We start from the raw sequence: 23076 nt of genomic DNA on the forward strand, positions 1-23076 counted from the left end.
TTTAGCACTGAAGCCCCGGCGTTACACCCTGTTACGTGTGCTGGCGCTCATATCTGCACTTCCACCGTCGCCGCGTCCTTCACGACGCCGGTGACGATCTGGCCCCCGCTTGTCCGCACCTGCACCTGCTGGCCCGGCGCCGCGTTGTTCAGCACGCTGCCCTCGGTCGAAATCGTGAAACTCGGGCCGACGGCGACGAGCTTCACGGTCTGCCCGATCACGACCGACGACGCGCTGCGCAGCATGTCGGTGCGCAGCGGCAGGCCGGCCGCGATGCGCGCGAGCGACACCGCGCCGAGCGCCTGCGACGGATCGGTGATCACGGTCTGCGGCAGGCTCGCGAGGTCGCCCTCGCGCGGCAGCAGGTCGGTGGCGGCGAGCGAGTCGCCGGGCGCGATCGGGCGCGCCGCGGTGTAGTAGGTCACCTGGACCGCGACGCGCGCCTGCACGTACAGCGTCCACGGCCGCTCGCCGACGCAGCGGATGCCGACCGTCGTGCGGCCCCACATCCGCGCGCCCGGCGGCAGGAACGGCTCCAGCGACGTGCACGCGGCGAGGCCGCGCGGAAACACCTGTGCGACGGTGATGCTGACGCGGCCTGGCAGGCCGGCCGACTGCTGTTGCAGGAACGCGAGCGCGGCCGCGCGGACCGATTCGCCGTCCTGCTGGCCCGGCGGCGCCGGTTGCGCGGCCGCGGCCGGCGAGTTGTTCATGGTGCCTGCGGCATTGGCGGCGTTTGCGTTCGCCATGGCCGGCGCGCTTGCGGCATTCAGCGCAGTCCTCGGCATGGCGACGGCGACCGCCGGCAGCCGGGCGGGTTGCTGCGCGTCGACGGTGACCGGCACGACGCGGTTCGCGGCCGGCGCGACGCTTACGCGTTGCAGCGCGGCCGGCGCGCGTTGCGCGGCCATCGGGACGGCAGGCCCGTTCGCCGCCGGCGGCACCGCGCGCTGGCCGGGACCGGGGATCGTGACGATCTGCGGCGCGGACGTATCGGCGCCCGCGTCGGCCGCCGCGCGCTCGCCCGGTCCGGGAATCGTGATCGTGCCGGGCGGCGTGGCCGGGCGCGACGGCGCGGCGATCGCGGCAGGCGTCGGCAGCGGCGCGTTCGCGGCGGCGCGCGCGTTCGCGTTCGCCTGAAGCATCGCGTTCATCGCCGCCGCGTCCGCGCCGGAGCGGTCGCCGGGGCCGGCGATGTAGACCGGCCCGCCTTCCTGCTGCTGCGCCTGCGCGTTCGCGGCGAGCGCCCAGCCCACGCAGCCCAATGCGCAGCCGAGCATGCCACTGAGCACGGCACCCGCGAGCGTTCGGCCGGACGATGCGCGCGCCGTCATCCGGCGGGGGCCGGACGGGACCCGCGCGCCGCGCTCGGCGGGGGCGCGGGATCGGACTGGCTGCGACATCGTCGTTCTCCATCGAATGCACTGGTACGCATCGCATTCTAGGCGGCGGCCCCCTCGCCCTAATGTCGAATAGAGGGGGGCTTACCCGGCTATTCGTCCGATTGGTTGTTGCACTGCGCCCCTAACATTCCTCTCCATGCGAAAAGGTGCGCGAGTCTCGTCCGCGCGCCGTCGCCGCCCTCATTGTCGCCGTAACGGCGTAACGGAGAGATCCCGATGCTGGACAAACTCGACGCGGAATTTGCCTTCGGCCGCGAAGCGCTCGACGTGCGCTCGACGCGCCAGACGCTGCTGTCGTCGAACATCGCGAACGCGGACACGCCGGGTTACCAGGCGCGCGACGTCGATTTCAACGCATCGCTCGCGGGCGCGCTGAAGCGCGTCGGCGCGAGCGGGCCGTCCGGCATGGCGGCGGGCAACGGCCGGCCGCTCGCGATGGCGCAGCCGGTCAGCGTGTCGAGCGGGATGACGCTCGCGGCGACCGAAGCCGGACACATGGCGGGCAACACGCGGCTGGAGCCGACGGGCGGCCCGTCCGACAACTACACGAGTCCGCTGATGTACCGCGTGCCGGTGCAGCCGGCGCTCGACGGCAACACGGTCGATCTCGACACCGAGCGCGTGCAGTTCGCGGACAACTCGCTGCACTTCGAGAGCGGGATGACCGTGCTGTCGCAGCAGATCAAGACGATGCTGTCCGCGATCACGTCGGGCAGCTGAGCGCGGCAGCGAATGCGCGCATAGCGACACAGCAGCAAAGCAGCAAACCACACGCAACGTAGAGACCAACGCAAAACGTCCACTGAGGTGAACGAGCCATGCCATCCCTGATGAACATCTTCAACGTTGCCGGCTCCGCGATGTCCGCGGAGTCGCAGCGTCTGAACGTGACGGCGTCCAATCTGGCGAACGCCGACAGCACGACCGGGCCGGACGGCCAGCCGTACCGCGCGAAGCAGGTCGTGTTCGCGGTGAACCCGCTCGGCGGCGCGCATACCGCGTCCGGCCAGCAGGTCGGCGGCGTGAAGGTGACCGGCGTGGTCGACGACCCGACGCCGATGAAGACCGTCTACGACCCGGAGAATCCGGCCGCGAACGGCGACGGCTACGTGACGATGCCGAACGTCGATCCGGTGCAGGAAATGGTGAACATGATCTCGGCATCGCGCTCGTACCAGGCCAACGTCGAGACGCTGAACACGGCGAAGCAGCTGATGCTCAAGACGCTGACGATCGGCACCTGATACGGATAAAAGGAGAAAGCGTTGACCACCAACACCAGCATCGGCGGCAATTCCGCCACCGTGTCGCAGCAGTTGCTCGACACGATGAACGGCACGAATTCGTCGTCGTCGTCCGCGAGCGGCACGAGCGGCGCCGATCTTCAGCAGACGTTCCTGCAACTGCTCGTCGCGCAGCTTCAGAACCAGGATCCGACCGATCCGATGGACAGCTCGCAGATGACCTCGCAGCTCGCGCAGATCAACACGGTGTCCGGCATCCAGTCGCTGAACGACTCGCTGTCGTCGCTGTCGACGCAGCTGTCCGCCGGCCAGAACGCACAGGCCGCGCTGCTGATCGGCTCGACCGTGCTCGCGCCGTCGTCGAGCGTCAGCGTGTCCGACGGCGCCGCGACCGCGATCGGCGTGTCGCTGCCGGCCGACGTGTCGGACGTCACGGTGACGATCACGAACAGCGCCGGCAAGGTCGTCAACACGGTCGACCTCGGCCCGCAGTCGGCGGGCAACGTGCCGCTCACGTGGACGCCGAAGGACGCGCAGGGCAACGTGCTGCCGGACGGCACGTACACGATCTCCGCGACGCAGACCATCAACGGCAAGACCTCGTCGGCGACGACGCTCGCCGCGAGCCAGGTGCAGAGCGTGATCCAGCAGGCGGACGGCTCGGCGGGCCTCGCCCTTTCGAACGGCAACACGGTCCCGCTTTCGAGCGTCGCGGCCATCCTCTGATTCAGGAACGGAGAAATCCATGGGCTATCAGCAAGGCTTGAGCGGTCTCGCCGCGGCGTCGAACGACCTCGACGTGATCGGCAACAACATCGCGAACGCGAACACTGTCGGCTTCAAGCAAAGCACCGCGCAGTTCCAGGACGTGTACGCGAACACGCTCGCATCGTCGGTCAACACGCAGATCGGTCTCGGCGCGTCGCTGTCCGAAGTGCAGCAGGACTTCTCGCAGGGCACGATCACGACGACCGGCCAGTCGCTCGACGTCGCGATCAACGGCAGCGGCTTCTTCCAGATGTCGGATAACGGCTCGATCACGTATTCGCGCAACGGCGTGTTCCAGCTCGACCCGAACGGCGACATCGTGAACGCGCAGGGCCTGCAGCTGATGGGCTACGCGGCGAACGCGAGCGGCGTCATCAACACGGCGTCCACCGTGCCGCTGCAGGTGCCGACGACGAACCTCGCGCCGCAGCCGACCGCGAACGTGGACGCGTCGGTGAACCTGAACGCGCAGCAGTCGCCGCCGGCCACGACGCCGTTCAGCGAGAGCGATTCGACCTCGTACAACTACTCGACGTCGGCCGTGGTCTACGACTCGCTCGGCGGCAAGCAGACGCTCAACGTCTACTACGTGATGAATTCGACCGGCAACTGGGACGTGTACGCGGGCACCGCGGGCAACGCGACCCAGGTCGGCTCGATGCAGTTCGACCAGGGCGGCAACCTGACGTCGCCGACGAACGGCGAGATGACGGTCACCGTGGACCCGACCGACGGCGCCGCGACGAACCAGCAGATCACGATCAACGTGACCGGCACGACCCAGTACGGCTCCGCCAACGGCCCGTACAACGTGCAGCCGGACGGCTACGCGACCGGCCAGCTGACGGGCTTCACGGTCGGCGCGGACGGCACGCTGACCGGCCAGTATTCGAACGGCCAGACCCAGGCGCTCGGCCAGATCGTGCTCGCGACCTTCAACAACCCGAACGGGCTGCACGACCTCGGCGGCAACGAGTACGCGCAGACCTCGGAGTCGGGCGCGCCGCAGGTGTCGACACCGGGCAGCACGAACCACGGCTCGCTGACGGGCGGCGCGATCGAGGCGTCGAACGTGAACCTGACGAACCAGCTCGTCGACCTGATCACCGCGCAGCGCAACTACCAGGCGAACGCGCAGACGATCAAGACGCAGCAGACCGTCGACCAGACGCTGCTGAACCTGTAACGCGGCACTCGCGATCCGGGCACATCATGGACCGACTGATCTATACGGCGATGACGGGTGCGAGCCAGGCGCTCGAACAGCAAACCGTCGTCGCGAACAATCTGGCGAACGTGTCGACCACGGGTTTTCGCGCGCAGCTCGCGAACTTCCGCTCGGTGCCGATGGCGTTCGGCGACGGCTCGTCCGTCAACAACGACACGACCCGCACGTTCGTGCTGTCCGCGACGCCGGGTTCGGACATGACCCCGGGCGCGATCACGCACACCGGCAACCCGCTCGACGTCGCGGTGCAGGGCCAGGGCTGGCTCGCGGTGCAGACGCCGGACGGCAACGAGGCGTACACGCGCGGCGGCAACCTGCACGTGGACGAGAACGGTCAGCTGATGACCGCGAACAACCTGCCGGTGCTCGGCGGGCAGGGGCCGATCGCGGTGCCGCCCGGCTCGGAAGTGACGATCGGCTCGGACGGCACGGTGTCGGCGCTCGCGCCGGGCAACCCGCCGAACACGGTCGCGATGATCGACCAGCTGAAGCTCGTGAACCCGCCCGCGGGTTCGATGCAGCGCGGCGACGACGGCCTGTTCCGGACCGCGGACGGCAATCCCGCGGACCCGGACCCGACCGTGCAGGTCGCGACCGAATCGCTCGAAAGCAGCAACGTCAATCCGGTCGCGGCGATGGTGTCGATGATTACGAACGCGCGGCAGTTCCAGCTGCAGACCAAGATGCTGCAAACCGCCGACCAGAACGAGCAGAGCGCCAACCAGCTGCTCAATTTCAGCTAAGTTTGACGACCCGCCGGCCGCGCGACGCGCGGCCGATGGACGAAAAGAGGATTCACCGTGAACCGTTCGCTCTATATCGCCGCCACCGGCATGAATGCGCAGCAGGCGCAGATGGACGTCATCTCGAACAACCTCGCGAACGTGAGCACCAATGGCTTCAAGGGCTCGCGCGCCGTGTTCGAGGATCTGATGTACCAGACGCTGCGTCAGCCCGGCGCGAACTCGACGCAGGAAACCGAACTGCCGTCCGGCAGCCAGGTCGGCACCGGCGTGCAGCAGGTCGCGACCGAGCGCCTGTTCACGCAGGGCAACCTGCAGCAGACCGGCAACTCGAAGGACGTGGCGATCAACGGCCAGGGCTTCTTCCAGGTGCAGATGCCCGACGGCACGACGCAATACACGCGCGACGGCTCGTTCCAGACCAACCAGCAGGGCCAGCTCGTCACGTCGAGCGGCTACCAGGTGATCCCGGCGATCACGGTGCCGGCGAACGCGCTGTCGCTGACGGTCGGCAGCGACGGCGTCGTCACGGTGACGACGCCCGGTTCGAGCAACAACACGACGATCGGCTCGCTGCAACTGGCGATGTTCATCAACCCGACCGGCCTGCAGTCGAACGGCGAGAACCTGTACTCGGAAACCGCGTCGTCCGGCGCGCCGACGATCACGACGCCGGGCCTGAACGGCTCCGGCACGCTGAATCAGGGTTACGTCGAGTCGTCGAACGTGAACGTCGTGCAGGAACTGGTGAACATGATCCAGACCCAGCGCGCGTACGAGATCAACAGCAAGGCGGTCACGACGTCCGACCAGATGCTGCAGACCCTGAGCCAGATGTCGGTGTGAAGCCGCTGTCGCAATCGAGCTAGTCCGTTGGTGAAACGCATGGCGCACTCCGTCCGTATCCATTCCCGCAAGCGCGTCCCGTCGCTCGCCGCCGTCGCGGCGGGCGCTGCGCTGGCCGTGCTCGCGGGCTGCGCGATGGTGCCGAAGCAGCCCATCACGCAGCAGCCGATGACGGCCGCGCCGCCGATGCCGCCCGTCAACTCGTCGCCCGGCGCGATCTTCAATCCGGGTTACGCGGGCCGTCCGCTGTTCGAGGACCAGCGTCCGCGCAACATCGGCGACATCCTGACGATCGTGATTGCGGAAAACATCAACGCGACGAAGTCGTCCGGCGCGAACACGAAGCGCGCCGGCTCGTCGTCGTTCTCGGTGCCGACCGCGGGTTTTCTGAGCGGCCTGTTCTCCCGCACGAACCTGAACGCCCAGGGCGCGAACCAGTTCGACGCGACCGGCGGCGCGAACGCGTCGAACACGTTCAACGGCGTGCTCACCGTGACCGTGACGAACGTGCTGCCGAACGGCAACCTCGTCGTGTCCGGCGAGAAGCAGATGCTGATCAACCAGGGCAACGAGTTCGTGCGCTTCTCCGGCGTCGTGAACCCGAACACCGTCGCCGGCGACAACTCCGTGGCGTCCACCGAAGTCGCCGACGCGAAAATCGAATACTCGGCGAAGGGCTACATCGACGAAGCGGAAACGATGGGCTGGCTGCAACGCTTTTTCCTGAACGTCGCGCCATGGTGAAGATCCGCTTCCACGGCCGCCGCCGTTCGTCGTTCAAGGACGCGCTCGTCGCGCTCGGCGCGGCGGTCAGCCTCGTGTTCGCGTGCGGCGTGCTGCTCGCGTATTCGGGCAGCGCGCGCGCGGAGCGCGTGAAGGACCTCGTGTCGTTCCAGGGCGTGCGCGACAACCCGCTGATCGGCTACGGCCTCGTGGTCGGCCTCGACGGCACCGGCGACCAGACCACCCAGGCGCCGTTCACGACGCAGACGCTCGCGAACATGCTCGCGAACCTCGGCATCTCGATCAACAACACGTCGGGCGCGAACGGCGGCGGCAGTTCGGCGCTGACGAACATGCAGCTGAAGAACGTCGCCGCGGTGATGGTGACGGCGACGCTGCCGCCGTTCGCGCGGCCCGGCGAAGCGATCGACGTGACCGTGTCGTCGCTCGCGAACGCGAAGAGCCTGCGCGGCGGCACGCTGCTGCTGACGCCGCTGAAGGGCGCGGACGGCCAGGTGTACGCGCTCGCCCAGGGCAACGTGGCGGTCGGCGGCGCGGGCGCGTCCGCGAACGGCAGCCGCGTGCAGGTGAACCAGCTCGCGGCGGGCCGCGTCGCGGCCGGCGCGATCGTCGAGCGCTCGGTGCCGGCGCCGGTCGCGCAGGCGACGGGCCTGCTGCAGATGGCCGTCAACGACATGGACTACGACACGACGCAGCGCATCGTCGCGGCGATCAACAACATGTTCGGCGCGGGCACCGCGACGCCGCTCGACGGCCGCACGATCCAGGTGCACGGGCCGACCGATCCCGGCCAGCAGGTCGGTTTCATCGCGCAGATCCAGGACCTCGACGTGCGCCCGGCGCAGCCGGCCGCGAAGGTGATCCTGAATGCGCGCACCGGCTCGATCGTGATGAACCAGATGGTCACGCTGCAAAGCTGCGCGGTCGCGCACGGCAATCTGTCGGTGGTCGTCAACACCCAGACGGTCGTGAGCCAGCCGGGCGCGTTCTCGAACGGCAACACCGTCGCCGCGCGGCAGTCGCAGATCCAGCTGAAGCAGGACAACGGCTCGCTGAAGCTCGTGACCGCCGGCGCGAACCTCGCCGACGTCGTGAAGGCGCTGAACGCGCTCGGCGCGACGCCCGCGGATCTGATGTCGATCCTGCAGGCGATGAAGGCGGCAGGCGCACTGCGCGCAGACCTCGAAATCATTTAAGGACTTGCGACGATGGACAACTCGAAAGTCACTTCCAGTCTCGACCTGACGAACCGCTTCGCGCTCGACGTGCAGGGCTTCGACGCGCTGCGCGCGGCCGCGAACGCCGCGCCGCAGCAAGGCGTGAAGATGGCCGCGAAGCAGTTCGACGCGGTGTTCACGCAGATGATGCTGAAGAGCATGCGCGACGCGACGCCGAGCGACAGCCCGTTCGATTCGCACGACGGCGACACGTTTACGTCGATGCTCGACCAGCAGATGTCGCAGCAGATGTCGTCGAAGGGCATCGGCGTCGCGGACGCGATGATCAAGCAGTTGACCCGCAGCATGGGCGGCGGCGCGGACGGCATGGGCGGCGGCGCGAGCGCGGGCAACCTGAAGATGCTCGACGCGCTCGGCCGCGCATACGGCAATTCGGCCGCGAACGGCGCGCTCGCGAGCGGTTCGGGGTACGGCGCGAACAGCGCGCTCACGCCGCCGCTGCGCGGCAACGGCGATTCGCCGGACACCGACGCGTTCGTCGACAAGCTCGCCGGCGCGGCGCAGCAGGCGAGCGCCTCGACCGGCATTCCGGCGCGTTTCATCGTCGGCCAGGCGGCGCTCGAATCCGGCTGGGGCAAGCGCGAGATCCGGCACGCGGACGGCTCGACGAGCCACAACGTGTTCGGCATCAAGGCGACCCGGGGCTGGACCGGCAAGACCGTGACCGCGACGACGACCGAGTACGTGAACGGCCAGGCGCATCGCGTGCAGGCGAAGTTCCGCGCGTACGATTCGTACGACGACGCAATGGCCGACTACGCGAGCATGCTGAAGAACAACCCGCGCTACGCGTCGGTGATCACCGGCTCGCGCAGCGCGGAAGGCTTCGCGCAGGGAATGCAGCGCGCCGGCTACGCGACCGACCCGCACTACGCGAAGAAGCTGATGTCCATCATGCAGCAGATGGTGTGACGTCCGCCGGGCGCGGACGCGTTCGGCGCGGATCGCGCGGGTGTTCTGCGGGTGGGGCTTCCCGGCAGGCGGCGCGAAAACTTTTTGCAGAGCGGCCCTAAACTTTCGGGACGCTTTGCCGCTATTGCAGATGAGCAAGCAGAGGGCGGCCATCCGCCCGGCGGCGCGCGCGACCGAAGACGGACGCAGCGCCCGCAAGTCCACGAAATTCCGGCAAGCCCATGAATACCGTAGAGTCGAACCACACGGAGTCGGATGAAGACGACGGCCACGATTATGGACGTCGCAATCCGCTCGAAGTCGGCGTTCAGCTGCGTAATCTTCTCAACCGCGGCGATTTTCTGACGCTCCATTACCGGAACGGCCAGCTCGTCACGCGCATCCTCGACGTGGACGTGCGCGGTCGCACGTTCGTGTTCGACTGGGGCGCGCTGCCCGAGCAGAACCGCGATCTGCTCAACGTCGAGTTTTGCCAGTTCCGCGCGTCGCCGGACGGCGTGAGCGTCGATTTCAGAACGCCCGCGCCGCAGCAAACCCAGTTCGAAGGGCGGCCGGCGTTCGTCGCGCCGTTTCCCGAAGTGCTGTTCTACCGGCAGCGGCGCGAGTATTTCCGCGTCGACACGCCGGTGTTCGAGCCGTGCATGTGCAGCGGCGAGCTGCCCCACGAGGGCGGCCACTTCGACTACGAAGTGCGCGACCTGTCGCTCGGCGGCGTCGGCCTGCGCACGACCGACGAACGCGTGGCCTCGCTCGTGGTCGGCTCGGAGATTCCGGGCGCGACGCTCGAACTGCGCACCGTCGGCAAGCTGTCCGTCGATCTGTGCCTCGTCGCGCTGCGCGTGATCGACCAGCCCGACGGCGTGCGCCGCTATCACCTCGGGTTCCGCTTCGACTCGCTGCCCGGCACCGCCGAAAACACGCTGCAACGCTACATCACGCAGCTCGAAATGAAGCGCCGCGCGCTCGCGCGCACCTGAACCCAGCGGGGTGTCCCCCGGGCGCGATGCCGCGCGCGGCGTCCGTTCGCTGTCCGAAAGCTACGCAGAAAACCCGCGCCGCGCGCGCGGGAAGGTGCCGCCGACGCTCAATTTTCCCGTCGCGCGGCCGTTATACGGGATGTTCACCAACGCGGCCGTCTGAAGCGATTCCGGCCATACAGGATGACGCATGAGCGACATTTTATCGATCGGTTTGAGCGGTCTGCAGGCAGCCCAGCTGGGGCTCGCGACCAGCAGCGAGAACATCAGCAACTCGTCCACGCCCGGCTACGTGCTCGAACGGCCGGTGTACCAGGAAGCGGACGGCCAGTACTCGGGCTCGGGTTACGTCGGCGGCGGCGTGCAGACGGCGACCATCCAGCGCGCGTACAGCCAGTATCTGACGAGCGCGCTGAACAACGCGCAGTCGACGAACAGCTCGCTCAACGCGTCGTACCAGCTCGCGACGCAGCTTAACAACCTGATCGGCAGCCCGACGGGCGGCATCGCGTCGGCGATCACCGCGGTGTTCACCGGCCTGCAGGCGATCTCGACCAACGCGGCCGACGTCGCGACGCGGCAGTCCGCGATCAGCGACGCGCAGACGCTCGTCGACCAGATCAACCAGGCGGGCCAGCAGTACTCGTCGATCCGCGCGAGCATCAACACGCAGCTGCAGTCGACGGTGTCGCAGGTCAACCAGTATTCGCAGCAGATCGCGCAGCTGAACACGGAGATCGCGTCCGCGACCGCGCAGGGCCAGCCGCCGAACCAGCTGCTCGACACCCGCGACCAGGTGGTCGCGAACCTGTCGCAGCTCGTCGGCGTGCAGGTGGTGCAGAACAGCAACGGTTATAGCCTGTTCCTCGGCAACGGCCAGCCGCTCGTGGTCGGTTCGCAGAACTTCAACCTGACGACGGAAGTCTCGGCGTCGGACCCGAGCGAAATGGACGTCGCGTATCAGGGGCTGCCGGGCGCGACCACGCCGCCGCAGCAACTGTCCAGCGCGGCGCTGACGGGCGGCACGATCGGCGGCCTGCTGTCGTTTCGCAGCGGCACGCTCGACCCGGCCGAAGCGCAGCTCGGCGCGATCGCGACCAGCTTCGCCGCGCAGCTGAACGCGCAGAACGCGCTCGGCCTCACGCTCGGCGGCACCGAGGGCGGCGACCTGATCTCGGTCGGCGCGCCGAACGTGATCAACAACGCGAAGAACACCGGCGACGCGACGCTCGACGTGTCGCTGACGGACCCCGAGTCGCCGCCGAGCGACGACTACACGCTGTCGTTCGACGGCACGAACTACACGCTGACCGACAAGACGACCGGCCAGGCCGTCGGCAGCGGCACGTCGATCGACGACGCGCTGTCCGGCAGCGGCCTGTCCGCGACGGTCAACGGCACGATGAACGCCGGCGACTCGTTCACGATCCAGCCGACGCGCGGCGCGCTCGACTCGTTCGCGCTGGTGACTTCCGACCCGTCCGCGATCGCGGCGGCGTCGCCGATCGTCGGCACGGCCGCGACGACCAACACCGGCAGCGCGACCATCACGCAGTCGGTCGGCAGCGCGCCGGGTTTCGTCGTGCCGTCCACGCCGACGACCATCTCGTACCAGGCGCCCGCGTCGCCCGGCCAGCCCGGCACGCTGTCCGGCTTCGCGCCGGGCTCGACGGTCACGGTGACGGTGCCGGGCTCGAACACGCCGGTCACGTCGACGATCGACGGCTCCGGCAACGCGACGCCGCCGGTCCAGTACGACCCGTCGCTCGGCGCGACGGTCTCGATCACGAACCCGGACGGCAGCGACCTGAGCGGCGTGAGCTTCACGCTGTCGGGCAAGCCGGACGACGGCGACTCGTTCACGCTCGCGTCGAACGTCGGCGGCACGAAGGACGGCACGAACGCGCTGGCGATGTCGAACCTGACGTCGAGCACGGCGATGTCGAGCAGCACGCTGACGAACGCGTACGCGAACTACATCAACGGCGTCGGCAACACGGTGGGGCAGCTGAAGGCGTCGACGACGTCGCAGGCGTCGCTCGTGAGCCAGCTGACGTCGCAGCAGCAGTCGGTGCAGGGCGTCAACCTCGACGAGGAAGCCGCGAACCTGATGCAGTACCAGCAGCTCTACCAGGCCAACAGCAAGGTCATCCAGACGGCAGCGACGTTGTTCCAGACGCTGCTCGGCATCTTCCAGTGAGGCATTGAACGATGCGAATCGCTACCTCCCAGCTCTTTTCGTCCACGATGCAGACGATGGAGGACCAGCAATCCCAGCTTCTCGAACTCCAGCAGCAGGTATCGAGCGGCGTGGCCCTGCAGACGGCCGGCGACAATCCGGTCGCGGCCGCGCAGGCCGTGCAGCTCAGTTCCACGTCCGCGACGCTCGCGCAGTACGCGACGAACCAGAATCTCGCGCTGTCGTCGCTGGGCCAGGAAGACTCGACGCTCGGCAACGTGCTGAGCACGCTCACGTCGATCAACACGTCGCTCGTGCATGCCGGCGACGCGTCGCTGTCCGACGCGAACCGCGCGGCGATCGCGCAGGAACTCGAAGGCGAACGCAACCAGCTGCTGTCGCTCGCGAACGCGCGAAACGGTGACGGCTCGTATGTGTTCGGCGGCTTCCAGGGCAGCGCGCAGCCGTTCACGACCGATTCGTCGGGAGCGGTCACGTATGCCGGCGACAACGGCGTGCAGCTCGTGCAGGTCAGCGACAACCGGCAGATCCAGACCAACGATCCGGGCTCGGCGGTGTTCCTGACCGCGCCGGCGGTCGGCTCGTCGCCGGTCTCGGCGGGTTCGGCGGGCAACACCGGCACCGGCATCATCACGGCCGCGACCGTCAACGACCCGTCGGCGGCCAGCAACGACACGCCGTACGGCATCGTGTTCTCGACCGCGACCGGCTCGCTGACCTACAGCGTGATGGACAACTCGACCACGCCGCCGACCGCGCTCGCCAGCGACCAGACGTACACCGCGGGGCAGCCGATCCAGCTCGGCACCGGCATGTCGCTGTCGATCTCCGGCACGCCGGCGGACGGCGACTCGTTCACCGTGACGCAGCCGAACACGCAGGGCAACGCGGACATCTTCGCGGCGATCGACAACGCGATCGCGGCGCTGAACCAGCCGGTCGCGAACAATGCGACGGGCGCGGCGGCGCTGCAGAACTCGATGACGACTGCGATGACCCAGCTGCAGAACACGATCGACAACGTGACGACGGTGCAGGCGGGCGTCGGCGGCCGCGAGCAGGAATTGCAGGCGCTGCAGACGGTCACGACGACCAACTCGACGCAGGTGCAGAGCAACCTCGCGGACCTGACCGGCACCGACATGGTCGCGGCGCTGAGCCAGTTCGTGCAGCTTCAGAACGCGCTGAGCGCGTCGCAGCAGAGCTTCTCGCAGGTGCAGGGGATGTCGCTGTTCAAGTACCTGAACTCGTAATCCACGCCGTCCGCGCCGGCGCGCGGCGGCGGGCCTCGATGCCTCGCCGCCGCGCGCCGCGCCGCAGTCCGGTCAGTGCGGCGGACGCAGCGCCGCCGCCATCCGTCCCATCTCCTCGATCCCGTTGTCGAACAGCCGTGCGAAGTACGGAATCATGTTCGGCATCATCATCTGGATCAGCAGCATTCCGACCAGCATCGTGATCGCGAAGCCGATCTGGAAAATCCCGATCTGAGGCGCCGCGCGGTTCAGCATGCCGAGCGACAGGTTCGCGATCAAAAGCGCGATCACGACCGGCAGCGACAGCAGCAGCCCGGCGGACATCGCCATCGCGGTCCAGTCCGACAGCAGGCGCCAGCCGGGCGCAGCGAGCACGTTCGCGTCCACCGGCACGAGGCGGAACGTCTCGACGAGCGCCGCGATCATCTGCAGGTGGCCGTCGAGCGCGAGGAACGTGAGCACCGCGATCGCGTTCAGCCACGTGGACAGCGCGGCCGAGTTGCTCTGCGCCTGCGGATCGAAGAAGGTCGCGAAACCGATCCCCATGCCGAGCCCCATCAGGTCGCCGGCCGTCGTCACCGCGGCGAACACCACCTGCATCACGAAGCCGAGCGCGACGCCGATCAGGAACTGGTTCACGAGGATCCACACGCCGTCGGCGGAAAACACCGTCGCCTGCGGCAGCGGGCCGAGCGTCGGCGCGACGATCAGCGTGACGCACGCGGCAAGGCCGATCTTCACGCGCGCGGGAATCGCGCGATGGCCGAGGAACGGCGCGCTCGTGACGAGCGCGAGGATCCGCGCGAACGGCCACAGGAACGCGGTGAGCCAGACGTTCAGCTGCGCGTAGGTGACCGAGAACATCGGAGCGAAACCGGGGCGGGGGACAAGAAGCGGGCGCGGGCGGCCGGGCGGCCTAGCCGGCGAGCGACGGGATGCTGTTGAACATGTGGCGCATGTAGTCGAGCAGCGTCGACAGCATCCACGGGCCGGCGATCACGAGCGTCACCGCGACCGCGACGAGCTTCGGGATGAACGACAGCGTCGTTTCGTTGATCTGCGTGGCCGCCTGGAACAGGCTGACGATGAGGCCGACCACGAGCGACACGAGCAGCAGCGGGGCGGCGAGCAGCAGCGCGACGTACATCGCCTCGTGCGCGAGCGTCATTACGGTTTCGGGCGTCATCGCGTGAATCCTCCTGCGTGGGCCGGCATTACGTGAAGCTCTGCGCGAGCGAGCCGATCAGCATCTGCCAGCCGTCGACCATCACGAACAGCATCAGCTTGAACGGCAGCGAGATCGTCGCCGGCGACATCATCATCATACCCATCGACATCAGCACGCTCGCGACCACCATGTCGATGATCAGGAACGGGATGAAGATGGTGAAGCCGATCTGGAAGCCGGTTTTCAGCTCGCTCGTGACGAACGCCGGCACGAGCAGCGACAGCGGCACGTCCTCCGGCCCCTGCATCGGCTCCGCGTGCGAGATCCGCGCGAACAGCGCGAGGTCGGATTCGCGGGTCTGCCGCAGCATGAAGGTCTTGAACGGCGCGACGCCGCGCTGCACCGCGTCGTCCATCGACAGCGTGCCGGCCGCGAACGGCTTGTAGCCGTCCTGATACGCCTTGTCGAGCACCGGCGACATCACGAACAGCGTGAGGAACAGCGCGAGCCCGACCAGCACCTGGTTCGGCGGCGTCGTCGTCGTGCCCATCGCCTGGCGCAGCAGCGACAGCACGATGATGATGCGCGTGAAGCTCGTCATCATCAGCACCATCGCCGGCAGAAACGTCAGCATCGTGAGCAGCAGCATCGTCTGCACGCTCAGCGTGTAGGTGGTGCCGCCGTTCGGGCCGGGGGTCGAGGTCAGCGCGGGAAGGCCGGCCGCCTGCGCGTGCGCGAGATGCGGCACGAAGCTCAGTGCGGCGGCCGCGAGCGGGAGTGCGTAGCGCGCGGCGGACGAGGCGCGCGCGGCGGCGGGCCGCGCGGGGCGGGCGTCGCCGTGCGGCGACGGAAGAACGGAACTGCACTGCATGATTACTTCGCTCCGCCGTCGGGACGGCCGAAACGTTTGCCGACTTCGCCTTTCAGCGCGTCGCGAAAGCGTTGTCCGAAGGTGCCCGGCAGCGCGCCGGGCGTGACCGCGCCGGCGTCCGGCAGCGCGCCGGCCGGCATCGTGTGAAGGAGCCGCACGTTGCCGGGCGCCGCGCCGAGCACGAGCCACGTGTCGCCGACCTCGACGACCGCGACGCGCTCCTTGCCGCCGAGCGACGCGCCGCCGACCGTTTTGACGAGCGCGTTGCGGTGCGCCGGCTGAAGGCCGAGCCGGCGCGCGAGCCATGCGCAGCCGAACACGACCGCGAGCACGACCGCGAGACCGAGAACCGATTGCAGCAGCGCGCCGAAGCCGAGCGACGGCACCGCCGTGCCCGCGCCGACCGCCGACGCGACGCTCGCCGCGCGGCTGGCCTGGTTCACGGCCTGGAGATCGGCCGCGTGCGCGCCGAACGGCGCGGCCAGCGCGGCGAGTATCGCCGCCGCATGTCGCGCGGCCCGCAGGCGGCTGCGAAGGCTGTTACGAATGCACACGCGGACCGCCGCGGCGCCGCGGCGCGCGATCACGATCGCGCCGCGTGCTGCGGCGGATTTCATCGGTTCAGCTTCCTGATGCGCTCGGCCGGCGTGATGATGTCGGTCAGGCGGATGCCGAACTTGTCGTTCACGACGACGACTTCGCCCTGCGCGATCAGGCAGCCGTTCACGAGCACGTCCATCGGCTCGCCGGCGAGGCCGTCGAGTTCGACGACCGAGCCCTGCGCCAGCTGCAGCAGGTTGCGGATCGCGATCTTCGTGCGGCCCAGCTCGACCGTCATCTGGACGGGGATGTCCAGGATCATGTCGATGTCGTTGTGCGTCGTGGTCGGCACGACCTTCGACAGCGGCTGGAACACGCCGGCCGACCCGGCCGCCGACACTTCCGACTCGTGGCCGTTCTGCTCCGCGAGGGCGCTGGCCCAGTCGTCCATCTCGTCGCTCGCCGCAGCCTGGGCCACGACTTCCGGGACGGGCTCCTTCACGGGCTCGCTTGCAGGCGTCGCGTTGACGTCACTCATATCCACCTTCCTTCATCGTGTCCGCTGCGCTGATCATCTTCTGGACCCGCAACGCGTATTGACCATTGAAAATTCCGTAGCCGCATTCCATCACCGGCACGCCGTCGACCTTCGCGACGATCTGCTCGGGGATGTTGATCGGCAGCACGTCGCCCGCCTTCATGTTCAGGATCTGCTCGAAAGTCGCGCGGATCTGCGCGAGGTCGGCGGTCAGCTCGACCTCGGCGGCCTGCACCTGCTGCGACAGCACGCGCACCCAGCGGCGGTCCACGTCGAGCACTTCGCCCTGGATCGGCGACGACAGCACGTCGCGGATCGGCTCGATCATCGAGTACGGCATGCAGATGTGCAGCGTGCCGCCCGTGGTGCCGAACTCGATCGAGAACTGCGTGACGAGCACGATTTCGTTCGGCGTCGCGACGTTCGCGAACTGCGTGTGCATTTCCGAGCGCACGAACTCGAACTGCAGCTGGCGCACGCTCTTCCACGCGTTCGTGTAGTGCTCGAACACCAGTTGCAGCAGCTTCGAGATGATGCGCTGCTCGGTCTGCGTGAAGTCGCGGCCCTCGACGCGCGTATGGAAGCGCCCGTCGCCGCCGAACAGGTTGTCGACCACGTAGAACACGAGGTTCGGATCGAACACGAACAGCGACGTGCCGCGCAGCGGCTTCACGTGCACGAGGTTCAGGTTCGTCGGGATCGGCAGGTTGCGGGTGAACTCGCTGTACTTCTGCACGCGCACCGGGCCGACCGAGATTTCGGCGGTGCGCCGCATGAAGTTGAAGATGCCGACCCGCAACAGGCGCGCGAAACGTTCGTTGATGATTTCGAGGCCGGGCATCCGGCCGCGAACGATCCTTTCCTGCGTCGCGATGTTGTACGGGCGAACGCCGGCCTGCTCCGACTGGCTGGATTCCTGGTCGGTTTCGCCGGTGACGCCTTTGAGGAGGGCATCGACCTCCTCCTGCGACATGAATTCGTCGTGACCCATGCTCATGATGCGGACGGCTCCGGTCGGGACGGACGGTTGTTGCGCGGCGCGTTCATCGCGGTCACTGAACGACGAATTCGGTGAACAGCACTTCGTCGATGCGCACCGGCTTGCTGTGCGGATCGGACGGCTGCGAGATCAGCGCCGCGAGTTCGGTCGCGAGCGCGCGCTTGCCTTCGAGCGGCGCGAGGTCGGCCGGATGCTTGTTCGACAGCGCGAGCAGCACGCGGCTGCGGATCTCCGGCATGTGCTGGGTCAGGTAGTCCTGGGTCTCCTGATCGCTGAGGCGCAGCGTGAGGCCGATGCGCAGGTAGTGCGTCTCGCCGTCCTCGGACAGCAGGTTCACCGTCATCGGGTCGAGCACGAAGAACACCGGCGTGGTCTGCTGCGGCAGCGCGATCGCGCTCGCCGGCGCCCTCGTCTGGTGGCGCGACAGGAAGTACCAGGTGCCGCCCGCGGCGGCGCCCGCCGCGAGGATCGCGATCAGCGCGATCAGCAGCAGACGCTTGATCGGGCCAGGGTTGGCGGGCGGTGCTACGGGTTGCTGCTGTGCGGTCGGAGTCGCCATTTCGGTCGTAAGCCTGCGTTAATGCCGGTAGCGTGCATTGTTCTGGCTTTTGGCCCGCCGCGATGGGGGGAATAGAAGGGGGATTTGCGGCTATCTCGCGGATTTGTCGCGGCGGGCGGGATAGGCGATGCGCGAAGGCGCTTCTGGCAGCGGCGATGCGCGATGCGATGCGCGGGCCAGCGACGCGCGCCGTCGCGGGTGATGAGCACCGCTGGCGATGGGCGTTGCGCGGTCCGGGGAGGGCGCGACGATGCTACAGGGCGGGTGGTCCGCGCATCGCGCGCAACGACAGGGACCTCGGCGCGCGAGCCGAGGTCCTTCTTCGTGACGAAGCGCGAGATGCCGCCGACGCCATGCGGCGTCCCGCGCCGAATGCTTAAGCGAACGTATCGACGAGGCCGACCGTGCGGCGCGTCGGCGTCGCGAGCGTCGTCGCATCGACGCCGTCGCCGGACGCGCCATCCGCATCGCCGGACGACGAGCCCGAGCGGCCCGACCCGTAACCCCGGCTGTCCTGCTGCGCCTGCTGGTTCGTCTGCCGCGCGAAGCCGTCGCTGACGCTCGCGCTGCCGAGCCCGATGCCGCCCGCTTCCATCGCCTCGCGCAGCTTCGGCAGCGCGGCTTCGACCGCCTCGCGCACCTGCTGATGCTGCGATACGAAGAGCGCGTGCGCATGGTTGTCCGACACCTGCAACACGACCTGCAACGGGCCGAGATCCTTCGGGTTCAGCGTCAGTTCGGCGGTCTGCTGATGCGCGTTCGACAGGAACACGACCTTCTGGCCGAGTTCGTCCTCCCAGTCCGGCGTGCCGACATGCGACGCGAGCGCCGGGTTGCTCGCGTTCGCGACGGCGGCCGCAGTCGGCGTCTGCGTCGCCTGGGCCTGCGCGGCGGCTGCCGCGGCGGCTTCGGCGGCCGCGAGCGTCGCGTCCGCCGTTGCGCCGCTGACGTTCTGCGTCGCGGTGGCCGGCTGCGTCGCGGCGGCGAGCGCGTCGGCCGCCGACTTGCCGGTGTCGGCGACCGGGTTCGTCGTCGTGGCCGCGTGCGTGTCGGCGGTCTTGCCCGCATCGGCGTCGGTCGCGTGGCGGCCGTCGGTCATCGACGTGAGGTCCTTCGTGTCCGCGCCCTTCGCCTGGTTGCGCGCGGCGAGGTGGGTTGCGAAGCCGCTGGTCGCGGCCGACGCCGCGTTGCCCGGCGCGGCGCCGCCGGTGCGCGCGCCGGACAGCCCGACGCCGCCCTGGCCGTTCTGCAGCGACGCGAGCGCGGCCTGCAATGCGTCGCGCACCGACTTCGGATCGCCGGACGCCGCATCGCCGGCCGCGCCGTTCGCGGCCTGCGCGAGCGCGGCGGTCGAAGTCGCGTCCGCGTCGGTCTGGGTGCCGGCGTTGGCCGCGGCCTGCGCGGCCGCCTGCTGCGCCTGCACCGCCGCGGCGGCGGCCTGTGCGCCGGCTGCTTCGGCCTGCTTCGCGTCGACTTTCCCGCCGTCGCCGTGGCCGTGGTGGTGGTGATCGTTCGAGGTCTGCTTCGTGCCGCTGCTGTCGCTCGCGCTGCCCGACGACCCCGACGACGAATCGCTGCCCGACGACGCCTGGTTCGAGCCGCTCGCCGGATGCTGCGCGCCCGACGACGATCCCGACGCCGGGCTGCCCGCATGCTGCGCCGGCGCGCCGCCGCCCGACGATCCGGAGGACGACGCGGACGACGACTGCGGCGGCGGGCTCGACGGCGCCGGCGTCTGGGTCGGCTGCGGCGTCTGCGCGTCGAGGCTCTGCTGAAGGGTTTGCGCGAACGACTGCGCGCCGAGCGCGGCGGCTGTCGCCGCGCCGCCGGTCAGGCCCGCGGCGTCCGCGGCGCCGCCGAGGAGGGAATTGATGCCGGAAAGGAGCGACATACCGTTTCTCCGTGAAGAGCGGTGATCAGGGGTTCGACGCGCGCATGCGGAGCACGCGCGCGGCGTGCTCGTCGGCGTCGCGCTGCTCGCGGCGCGCGGACTTGCGCGCCTCGGTGGCCTCGCTGCGCGCCTGCAGCACTTCGTACGAACCGAGTTTCTGTTTCTGGCGACGCCACTCGGGCTTCGCCGCTTCGAGCCGCGCGTCGGCCTGTTCGAGCATCCGCTGCTGCTGCCCGATCGCGGCGTCGAGCGTGTCGATGAACGCCTGGAAATTGCGCACGCTGCCGGCCGCCATCCCTGCGCGCGCCGACTCGGTGAAGCGCGCATGGTATTCGTCGCGGTACGTGATGAGCGCCTGCAACTGCGCTTCGGCCTCGCCGCGTTCGCGCTGCAGACGCCCCAGCCGCTGCGCGGCCGTGTCGACGTCGTCCTGCGCGAGACCGATCAGGGTCTTCAGCGGTGACTCTTTCGTCATGATCTGGCTCCTGGCCCGATGAGATCGCCGAGCATCGCCACGCTCGACTCGTAGCTCGCGCTTTCGCGGAAGCCCTGCTGCAGGAACGCCTCGATGCGCGGGTACAGCGCGATCGCGCGGTCGAGCAGCGCGTCGCGGCCGCTCGCGTATGCGCCGACGTTGATCAGGTCGCGGTTGCGCTGGTAGCGCGACAGCATCTGCTTGAACTGCCGGGTGCGGTCGAGGTGCGCGTCGTCGATCAGCGAGGTCATCGCGCGGCTGATCGACGCTTCGATGTCGATCGCCGGGTAGTGGCCGCTCTCCGCGAGCGCGCGCGACAGCACGATGTGGCCGTCGAGGATCGCGCGCGCCGCGTCGGCGATCGGATCCTGCTGGTCGTCGCCCTCGGTCAGCACAGTATAGAACGCCGTAATCGAACCGCCGCCGGCCGGGCCGTTGCCGGTGCGCTCGACGAGCGCCGGCAGCCGCGCGAACACCGAAGGCGGGTAGCCTTTCGTCGCCGGCGGCTCGCCGATCGCGAGCGCGATCTCGCGCTGCGCCATCGCATAACGCGTCAGCGAGTCCATCAGCAGCAGCACGTGCTTGCCCTGGTCGCGGAAATATTCGGCGAGCGTCGTCGCATACGCCGCGCCCTGCATCCGCAACAGCGGCGACACGTCGGCCGGCGCGGCGACGACGACCGAGCGCGCGAGCCCGTCCTCGCCGAGGATCTGTTCGATGAATTCCTTCACTTCGCGGCCGCGCTCGCCGATCAGCCCGATCACGATCACCTCGGCGCTGGTCGCGCGCGCCATCGTGCCGAGCAGCACCGACTTGCCGACGCCGGAGCCCGCGAACAGGCCCATCCGCTGGCCGCGGCCGACGGTCAGCAACGCGTTGATCGCGCGCACGCCGACGTCGAGCACCTGATGGATCGGCTCGCGGTTCAGCGGGTTGATCGTCGTCGCGGTGAGCGGCGCGTCGGCGCTTGCGGTCAGCGGGCCGAGGCCGTCGAGCGGTCGGCCGGATGCGTCGAGCACGCGGCCGAGCAGTTCCCAGCCGACCGGCAGGCGCTTCGCGCCGGCCATCGGGTCCGCGATCGGCACCGTTTCGAGCGGATACACGCGTGCGCCGGGCAGCAGGCCCGACACTTCGGTGGTCGGCATCAGGAACAGGCGGTCGGCGGCGAAACCGACGACTTCCGCCTCGGCCATCGGCAGCGTGCTGCCGGGCGGCAGTTCGATCATCACTTCGGAGCCGACCGCGAGCCGCAGGCCGACCGCTTCGAGCACGAGGCCGGCCGCGCGCGTCAGGCGTCCGCACGCGCGCAGCGGCAGCGCGCGGGCGTTTTTCGCGCGCACGCCGTCGAAGTGCGTTTTCCACCCGATCAGATGCGGATTGGCCGGGTCGAACTCGGGCGGCGGCGGCTCGGCCGGCGCGGCGGGGCTGGCGGCTTCGGGCGGGGGGGCTTCGGCGGGCGCTTCGTCGGCGGCGGGGGTGTCTGTGGCGGTTGCGGCGGGGGAGGCTTCTTTCCCGGCGTCGGCGGCGGCTGGGGCGGCGGATTCCGCGTGAGCGTCGTCCGCGTCGTCGCGGGCCGTGTCCGCGCGCTCGGCCGTGGCTGTGGCCGGCGCGGCGTCGGTTTCGTCGTCCGGCGCGTCGTCGACCAGCAGCGCGGCCACTTCGTCCGGGTCCTGCGCGGCCGGTCCGAGCGACGCGAGCGCCAGCTCCTGTTCGAGCGGCGTCAGGCCGCGCGTATGGATCGGACCGCCCGGATGCGCGTGCGTCACCATGGCCGGCTCTTGCCCAGCGCGGCGGTCACGCGCTCCCAGCGCGTGCCGATGCGGGCGTCCACTTCGCCGGTCGCGGCCTGCGCGCGGCAGCCGCCGCGCTCGATCGACGGATCGGCGAGCACCGACCAGCCGCGCGCCTGCAATTCTTCGAGCAGATACGCCTCGACGACCGGCACGTCCGCCGGGCTCACGACGAGCTGCGGCGAGCCGGTCAGCGCCGGTTCCGCCGCGAGCACCTCGCGCGCGGCGGCGAGCAGCGCGGTGGGGTCGTGCTGCACGTGCTGGCGCACGACCTGGTGCGCGATGTCGAGCGCCAGTTCGACCAGCGAGTCGGCGACGCCGGCGTGCGCGCTCGTCAGCGCGGTCGAGAAGCGCTCCGCGAGCGCCGCGAGCTGCATCGCCTGCGCGTGCGCAACCGCGACGCCGTGCTCGAAACCCTGCTTGTGACCCTGTTCGTAACCCGCCTGATAACCGAGCGCCTGGCCGGCGACGTGGCCCGACGCGAGCCCTTCCGAATGCGCGCTGTCGCGCAGCCGCTGAAGCTCCGCCGCGAACGCGGCTTCCTCGTCCGGACTGGGCGGCGGCGGCGGCGGCGGCGCCGGATCGAACGACGCCATCTCCCAACGCTGGTACGCCGACATGGCTTCGCGCGTGGTGGTCTCGTCACTCATCGGCATGCTCCCGGTAGTGCTTCGGGTCGTACTTCCGG

General features: G+C 69.1%; 24 protein-coding genes. 12 read left to right on the forward strand and 12 right to left on the reverse strand.

Annotated features, from left to right (window positions below; genetic code table 11):
* Positions 1 to 47 precede the first annotated feature (47 nt).
* Positions 48 to 1403, reverse strand: coding sequence for a flagellar basal body P-ring formation chaperone FlgA (flgA, locus tag BLV92_RS01780; RefSeq protein ID WP_090541714.1), 1356 nt, complete (start codon positions 1401 to 1403; stop codon positions 48 to 50).
* A gap of 216 nt (positions 1404 to 1619) precedes the next feature.
* Between flgA and BLV92_RS01785 the strand changes: the two genes are divergently transcribed.
* The 12 genes from BLV92_RS01785 (at position 1620) to flgL (ending at position 13556) form a co-directional block, all read left to right on the forward strand.
* Positions 1620 to 2123 (forward strand): flagellar basal body protein, encoded by a 504-nt coding sequence (locus BLV92_RS01785; RefSeq protein WP_090541716.1) that lies wholly within the window; start codon positions 1620 to 1622, stop codon positions 2121 to 2123.
* Positions 2124 to 2221: 98 nt separating this feature from the next.
* Positions 2222 to 2647, forward strand: coding sequence for a flagellar basal body rod protein FlgC (gene flgC, locus BLV92_RS01790; RefSeq protein ID WP_090541717.1), 426 nt, complete (start codon positions 2222 to 2224; stop codon positions 2645 to 2647).
* Positions 2648 to 2668: 21 nt separating this feature from the next.
* Positions 2669 to 3373 carry a flagellar hook assembly protein FlgD gene (locus BLV92_RS01795; protein WP_090541719.1) on the forward strand — a complete coding sequence of 235 codons (705 nt, stop codon included), beginning with the start codon at positions 2669 to 2671 and terminating at the stop codon, positions 3371 to 3373.
* 19 nt (positions 3374 to 3392) lie between these two features.
* Complete coding sequence (gene flgE, locus BLV92_RS01800; RefSeq protein ID WP_090541721.1) at positions 3393 to 4601, forward strand: flagellar hook protein FlgE; 1209 nt, start codon at positions 3393 to 3395, stop codon at positions 4599 to 4601.
* A gap of 26 nt (positions 4602 to 4627) precedes the next feature.
* Positions 4628 to 5386 carry a flagellar basal-body rod protein FlgF gene (gene flgF / locus BLV92_RS01805; protein ID WP_090541723.1) on the forward strand — a complete coding sequence of 253 codons (759 nt, stop codon included), beginning with the start codon at positions 4628 to 4630 and terminating at the stop codon, positions 5384 to 5386.
* A 57-nt stretch (positions 5387 to 5443) separates the two neighbouring features.
* Positions 5444 to 6232, forward strand: coding sequence for a flagellar basal-body rod protein FlgG (gene flgG / locus BLV92_RS01810; protein WP_090541725.1), 789 nt, complete (start codon positions 5444 to 5446; stop codon positions 6230 to 6232).
* A 39-nt stretch (positions 6233 to 6271) separates the two neighbouring features.
* On the forward strand, positions 6272 to 6976 hold the full coding sequence (gene flgH / locus BLV92_RS01815; protein WP_090541727.1) for a flagellar basal body L-ring protein FlgH: 705 nt from the start codon (positions 6272 to 6274) through the stop codon (positions 6974 to 6976).
* Entirely contained in the window at positions 6970 to 8172 is a 1203-nt protein-coding gene (locus BLV92_RS01820) for a flagellar basal body P-ring protein FlgI (RefSeq protein ID WP_090541729.1), read from the forward strand. Before flgH ends, BLV92_RS01820 begins: the two co-directional genes overlap by 7 nt.
* A gap of 12 nt (positions 8173 to 8184) precedes the next feature.
* Positions 8185 to 9126 carry a flagellar assembly peptidoglycan hydrolase FlgJ gene (gene flgJ, locus BLV92_RS01825; RefSeq protein ID WP_090541731.1) on the forward strand — a complete coding sequence of 314 codons (942 nt, stop codon included), beginning with the start codon at positions 8185 to 8187 and terminating at the stop codon, positions 9124 to 9126.
* 221 nt (positions 9127 to 9347) lie between these two features.
* Positions 9348 to 10103, forward strand: coding sequence for a flagellar brake protein (locus BLV92_RS01830; RefSeq protein ID WP_090541734.1), 756 nt, complete (start codon positions 9348 to 9350; stop codon positions 10101 to 10103).
* A gap of 190 nt (positions 10104 to 10293) precedes the next feature.
* A complete protein-coding gene (flgK, locus tag BLV92_RS01835; RefSeq protein WP_090541736.1) occupies positions 10294 to 12303 on the forward strand; it encodes a flagellar hook-associated protein FlgK in 2010 nt (669 codons plus the stop codon).
* 11 nt (positions 12304 to 12314) lie between these two features.
* Positions 12315 to 13556, forward strand: a complete 1242-nt coding sequence (flgL, locus tag BLV92_RS01840) for a flagellar hook-associated protein FlgL (protein WP_090541738.1) — start codon at positions 12315 to 12317, stop codon at positions 13554 to 13556.
* 72 nt (positions 13557 to 13628) lie between these two features.
* On the opposite strand, the gene fliR is transcribed toward flgL, so the two are convergent.
* The 11 genes from fliR to fliH form a co-directional block, all read right to left on the reverse strand.
* A complete protein-coding gene (gene fliR / locus BLV92_RS01845) occupies positions 13629 to 14420 on the reverse strand; it encodes a flagellar biosynthetic protein FliR (RefSeq protein ID WP_090541740.1) in 792 nt (263 codons plus the stop codon).
* A gap of 52 nt (positions 14421 to 14472) precedes the next feature.
* Complete coding sequence (fliQ, locus tag BLV92_RS01850) at positions 14473 to 14742, reverse strand: flagellar biosynthesis protein FliQ (protein ID WP_090541742.1); 270 nt, start codon at positions 14740 to 14742, stop codon at positions 14473 to 14475.
* Between the two features lie 28 nt (positions 14743 to 14770).
* Complete coding sequence (gene fliP / locus BLV92_RS01855; protein ID WP_090541744.1) at positions 14771 to 15595, reverse strand: flagellar type III secretion system pore protein FliP; 825 nt, start codon at positions 15593 to 15595, stop codon at positions 14771 to 14773.
* 2 nt (positions 15596 to 15597) lie between these two features.
* Entirely contained in the window at positions 15598 to 16212 is a 615-nt protein-coding gene (fliO, locus tag BLV92_RS01860) for a flagellar biosynthetic protein FliO (protein ID WP_090541747.1), read from the reverse strand.
* The gene (gene fliN, locus BLV92_RS01865; protein WP_090541749.1) at positions 16209 to 16673 is read right to left on the reverse strand and encodes a flagellar motor switch protein FliN; all 465 of its coding nucleotides are present in this window, start codon (positions 16671 to 16673) and stop codon (positions 16209 to 16211) included. The genes fliO and fliN overlap by 4 nt, the downstream gene beginning before the upstream one ends.
* On the reverse strand, positions 16666 to 17664 hold the full coding sequence (fliM, locus tag BLV92_RS01870) for a flagellar motor switch protein FliM (RefSeq protein ID WP_090541751.1): 999 nt from the start codon (positions 17662 to 17664) through the stop codon (positions 16666 to 16668). The genes fliN and fliM overlap by 8 nt, the downstream gene beginning before the upstream one ends.
* Before the next feature lie 61 nt (positions 17665 to 17725).
* On the reverse strand, positions 17726 to 18232 hold the full coding sequence (gene fliL, locus BLV92_RS01875; RefSeq protein WP_090541753.1) for a flagellar basal body-associated protein FliL: 507 nt from the start codon (positions 18230 to 18232) through the stop codon (positions 17726 to 17728).
* A 376-nt stretch (positions 18233 to 18608) separates the two neighbouring features.
* Positions 18609 to 20123 carry a flagellar hook-length control protein FliK gene (locus BLV92_RS01880; RefSeq protein ID WP_090541755.1) on the reverse strand — a complete coding sequence of 505 codons (1515 nt, stop codon included), beginning with the start codon at positions 20121 to 20123 and terminating at the stop codon, positions 18609 to 18611.
* Between the two features lie 25 nt (positions 20124 to 20148).
* The gene (gene fliJ / locus BLV92_RS01885; protein WP_090541757.1) at positions 20149 to 20598 is read right to left on the reverse strand and encodes a flagellar export protein FliJ; all 450 of its coding nucleotides are present in this window, start codon (positions 20596 to 20598) and stop codon (positions 20149 to 20151) included.
* Positions 20595 to 22367: a flagellar protein export ATPase FliI gene (fliI, locus tag BLV92_RS01890; protein WP_090541759.1), complete on the reverse strand. Its 1773-nt coding sequence runs from the start codon at positions 22365 to 22367 to the stop codon at positions 20595 to 20597. The genes fliJ and fliI overlap by 4 nt, the downstream gene beginning before the upstream one ends.
* On the reverse strand, positions 22361 to 23044 hold the full coding sequence (gene fliH, locus BLV92_RS01895; protein ID WP_090541761.1) for a flagellar assembly protein FliH: 684 nt from the start codon (positions 23042 to 23044) through the stop codon (positions 22361 to 22363). Before fliH ends, fliI begins: the two co-directional genes overlap by 7 nt.
* Between the last annotated feature and the right edge of the window lie 32 nt (positions 23045 to 23076).

Source organism: Paraburkholderia caballeronis (assembly GCF_900104845.1).
GTDB lineage: Bacteria > Pseudomonadota > Gammaproteobacteria > Burkholderiales > Burkholderiaceae > Paraburkholderia > Paraburkholderia caballeronis.

Excerpts from the sequence above, each read along its gene's own strand:
- flgA (WP_090541714.1), bottom strand. The coding sequence starts at position 1,403 with ATGTCGCAGCCAGTCCGATCCCGCGCCCCCGCCGAGCGCGGCGCGCGG.
- BLV92_RS01785 (WP_090541716.1), top strand. The coding sequence starts at position 1,620 with ATGCTGGACAAACTCGACGCGGAATTTGCCTTCGGCCGCGAAGCGCTC.
- flgC (WP_090541717.1), top strand. The coding sequence starts at position 2,222 with ATGCCATCCCTGATGAACATCTTCAACGTTGCCGGCTCCGCGATGTCC.
- flgE (WP_090541721.1), top strand. The coding sequence starts at position 3,393 with ATGGGCTATCAGCAAGGCTTGAGCGGTCTCGCCGCGGCGTCGAACGAC.
- flgF (WP_090541723.1), top strand. The coding sequence starts at position 4,628 with ATGGACCGACTGATCTATACGGCGATGACGGGTGCGAGCCAGGCGCTC.
- flgH (WP_090541727.1), top strand. The coding sequence starts at position 6,272 with ATGGCGCACTCCGTCCGTATCCATTCCCGCAAGCGCGTCCCGTCGCTC.
- BLV92_RS01820 (WP_090541729.1), top strand. The coding sequence starts at position 6,970 with ATGGTGAAGATCCGCTTCCACGGCCGCCGCCGTTCGTCGTTCAAGGAC.
- flgJ (WP_090541731.1), top strand. The coding sequence starts at position 8,185 with ATGGACAACTCGAAAGTCACTTCCAGTCTCGACCTGACGAACCGCTTC.
- BLV92_RS01830 (WP_090541734.1), top strand. The coding sequence starts at position 9,348 with ATGAATACCGTAGAGTCGAACCACACGGAGTCGGATGAAGACGACGGC.
- flgK (WP_090541736.1), top strand. The coding sequence starts at position 10,294 with ATGAGCGACATTTTATCGATCGGTTTGAGCGGTCTGCAGGCAGCCCAG.
- flgL (WP_090541738.1), top strand. The coding sequence starts at position 12,315 with ATGCGAATCGCTACCTCCCAGCTCTTTTCGTCCACGATGCAGACGATG.
- fliR (WP_090541740.1), bottom strand. The coding sequence starts at position 14,420 with ATGTTCTCGGTCACCTACGCGCAGCTGAACGTCTGGCTCACCGCGTTC.
- fliQ (WP_090541742.1), bottom strand. The coding sequence starts at position 14,742 with ATGACGCCCGAAACCGTAATGACGCTCGCGCACGAGGCGATGTACGTC.
- fliP (WP_090541744.1), bottom strand. The coding sequence starts at position 15,595 with ATGCAGTGCAGTTCCGTTCTTCCGTCGCCGCACGGCGACGCCCGCCCC.
- fliO (WP_090541747.1), bottom strand. The coding sequence starts at position 16,212 with ATGAAATCCGCCGCAGCACGCGGCGCGATCGTGATCGCGCGCCGCGGC.
- fliN (WP_090541749.1), bottom strand. The coding sequence starts at position 16,673 with ATGAGTGACGTCAACGCGACGCCTGCAAGCGAGCCCGTGAAGGAGCCC.
- fliM (WP_090541751.1), bottom strand. The coding sequence starts at position 17,664 with ATGGGTCACGACGAATTCATGTCGCAGGAGGAGGTCGATGCCCTCCTC.
- fliL (WP_090541753.1), bottom strand. The coding sequence starts at position 18,232 with ATGGCGACTCCGACCGCACAGCAGCAACCCGTAGCACCGCCCGCCAAC.
- BLV92_RS01880 (WP_090541755.1), bottom strand. The coding sequence starts at position 20,123 with ATGTCGCTCCTTTCCGGCATCAATTCCCTCCTCGGCGGCGCCGCGGAC.
- fliJ (WP_090541757.1), bottom strand. The coding sequence starts at position 20,598 with ATGACGAAAGAGTCACCGCTGAAGACCCTGATCGGTCTCGCGCAGGAC.
- fliI (WP_090541759.1), bottom strand. The coding sequence starts at position 22,367 with ATGGTGACGCACGCGCATCCGGGCGGTCCGATCCATACGCGCGGCCTG.
- fliH (WP_090541761.1), bottom strand. The coding sequence starts at position 23,044 with ATGCCGATGAGTGACGAGACCACCACGCGCGAAGCCATGTCGGCGTAC.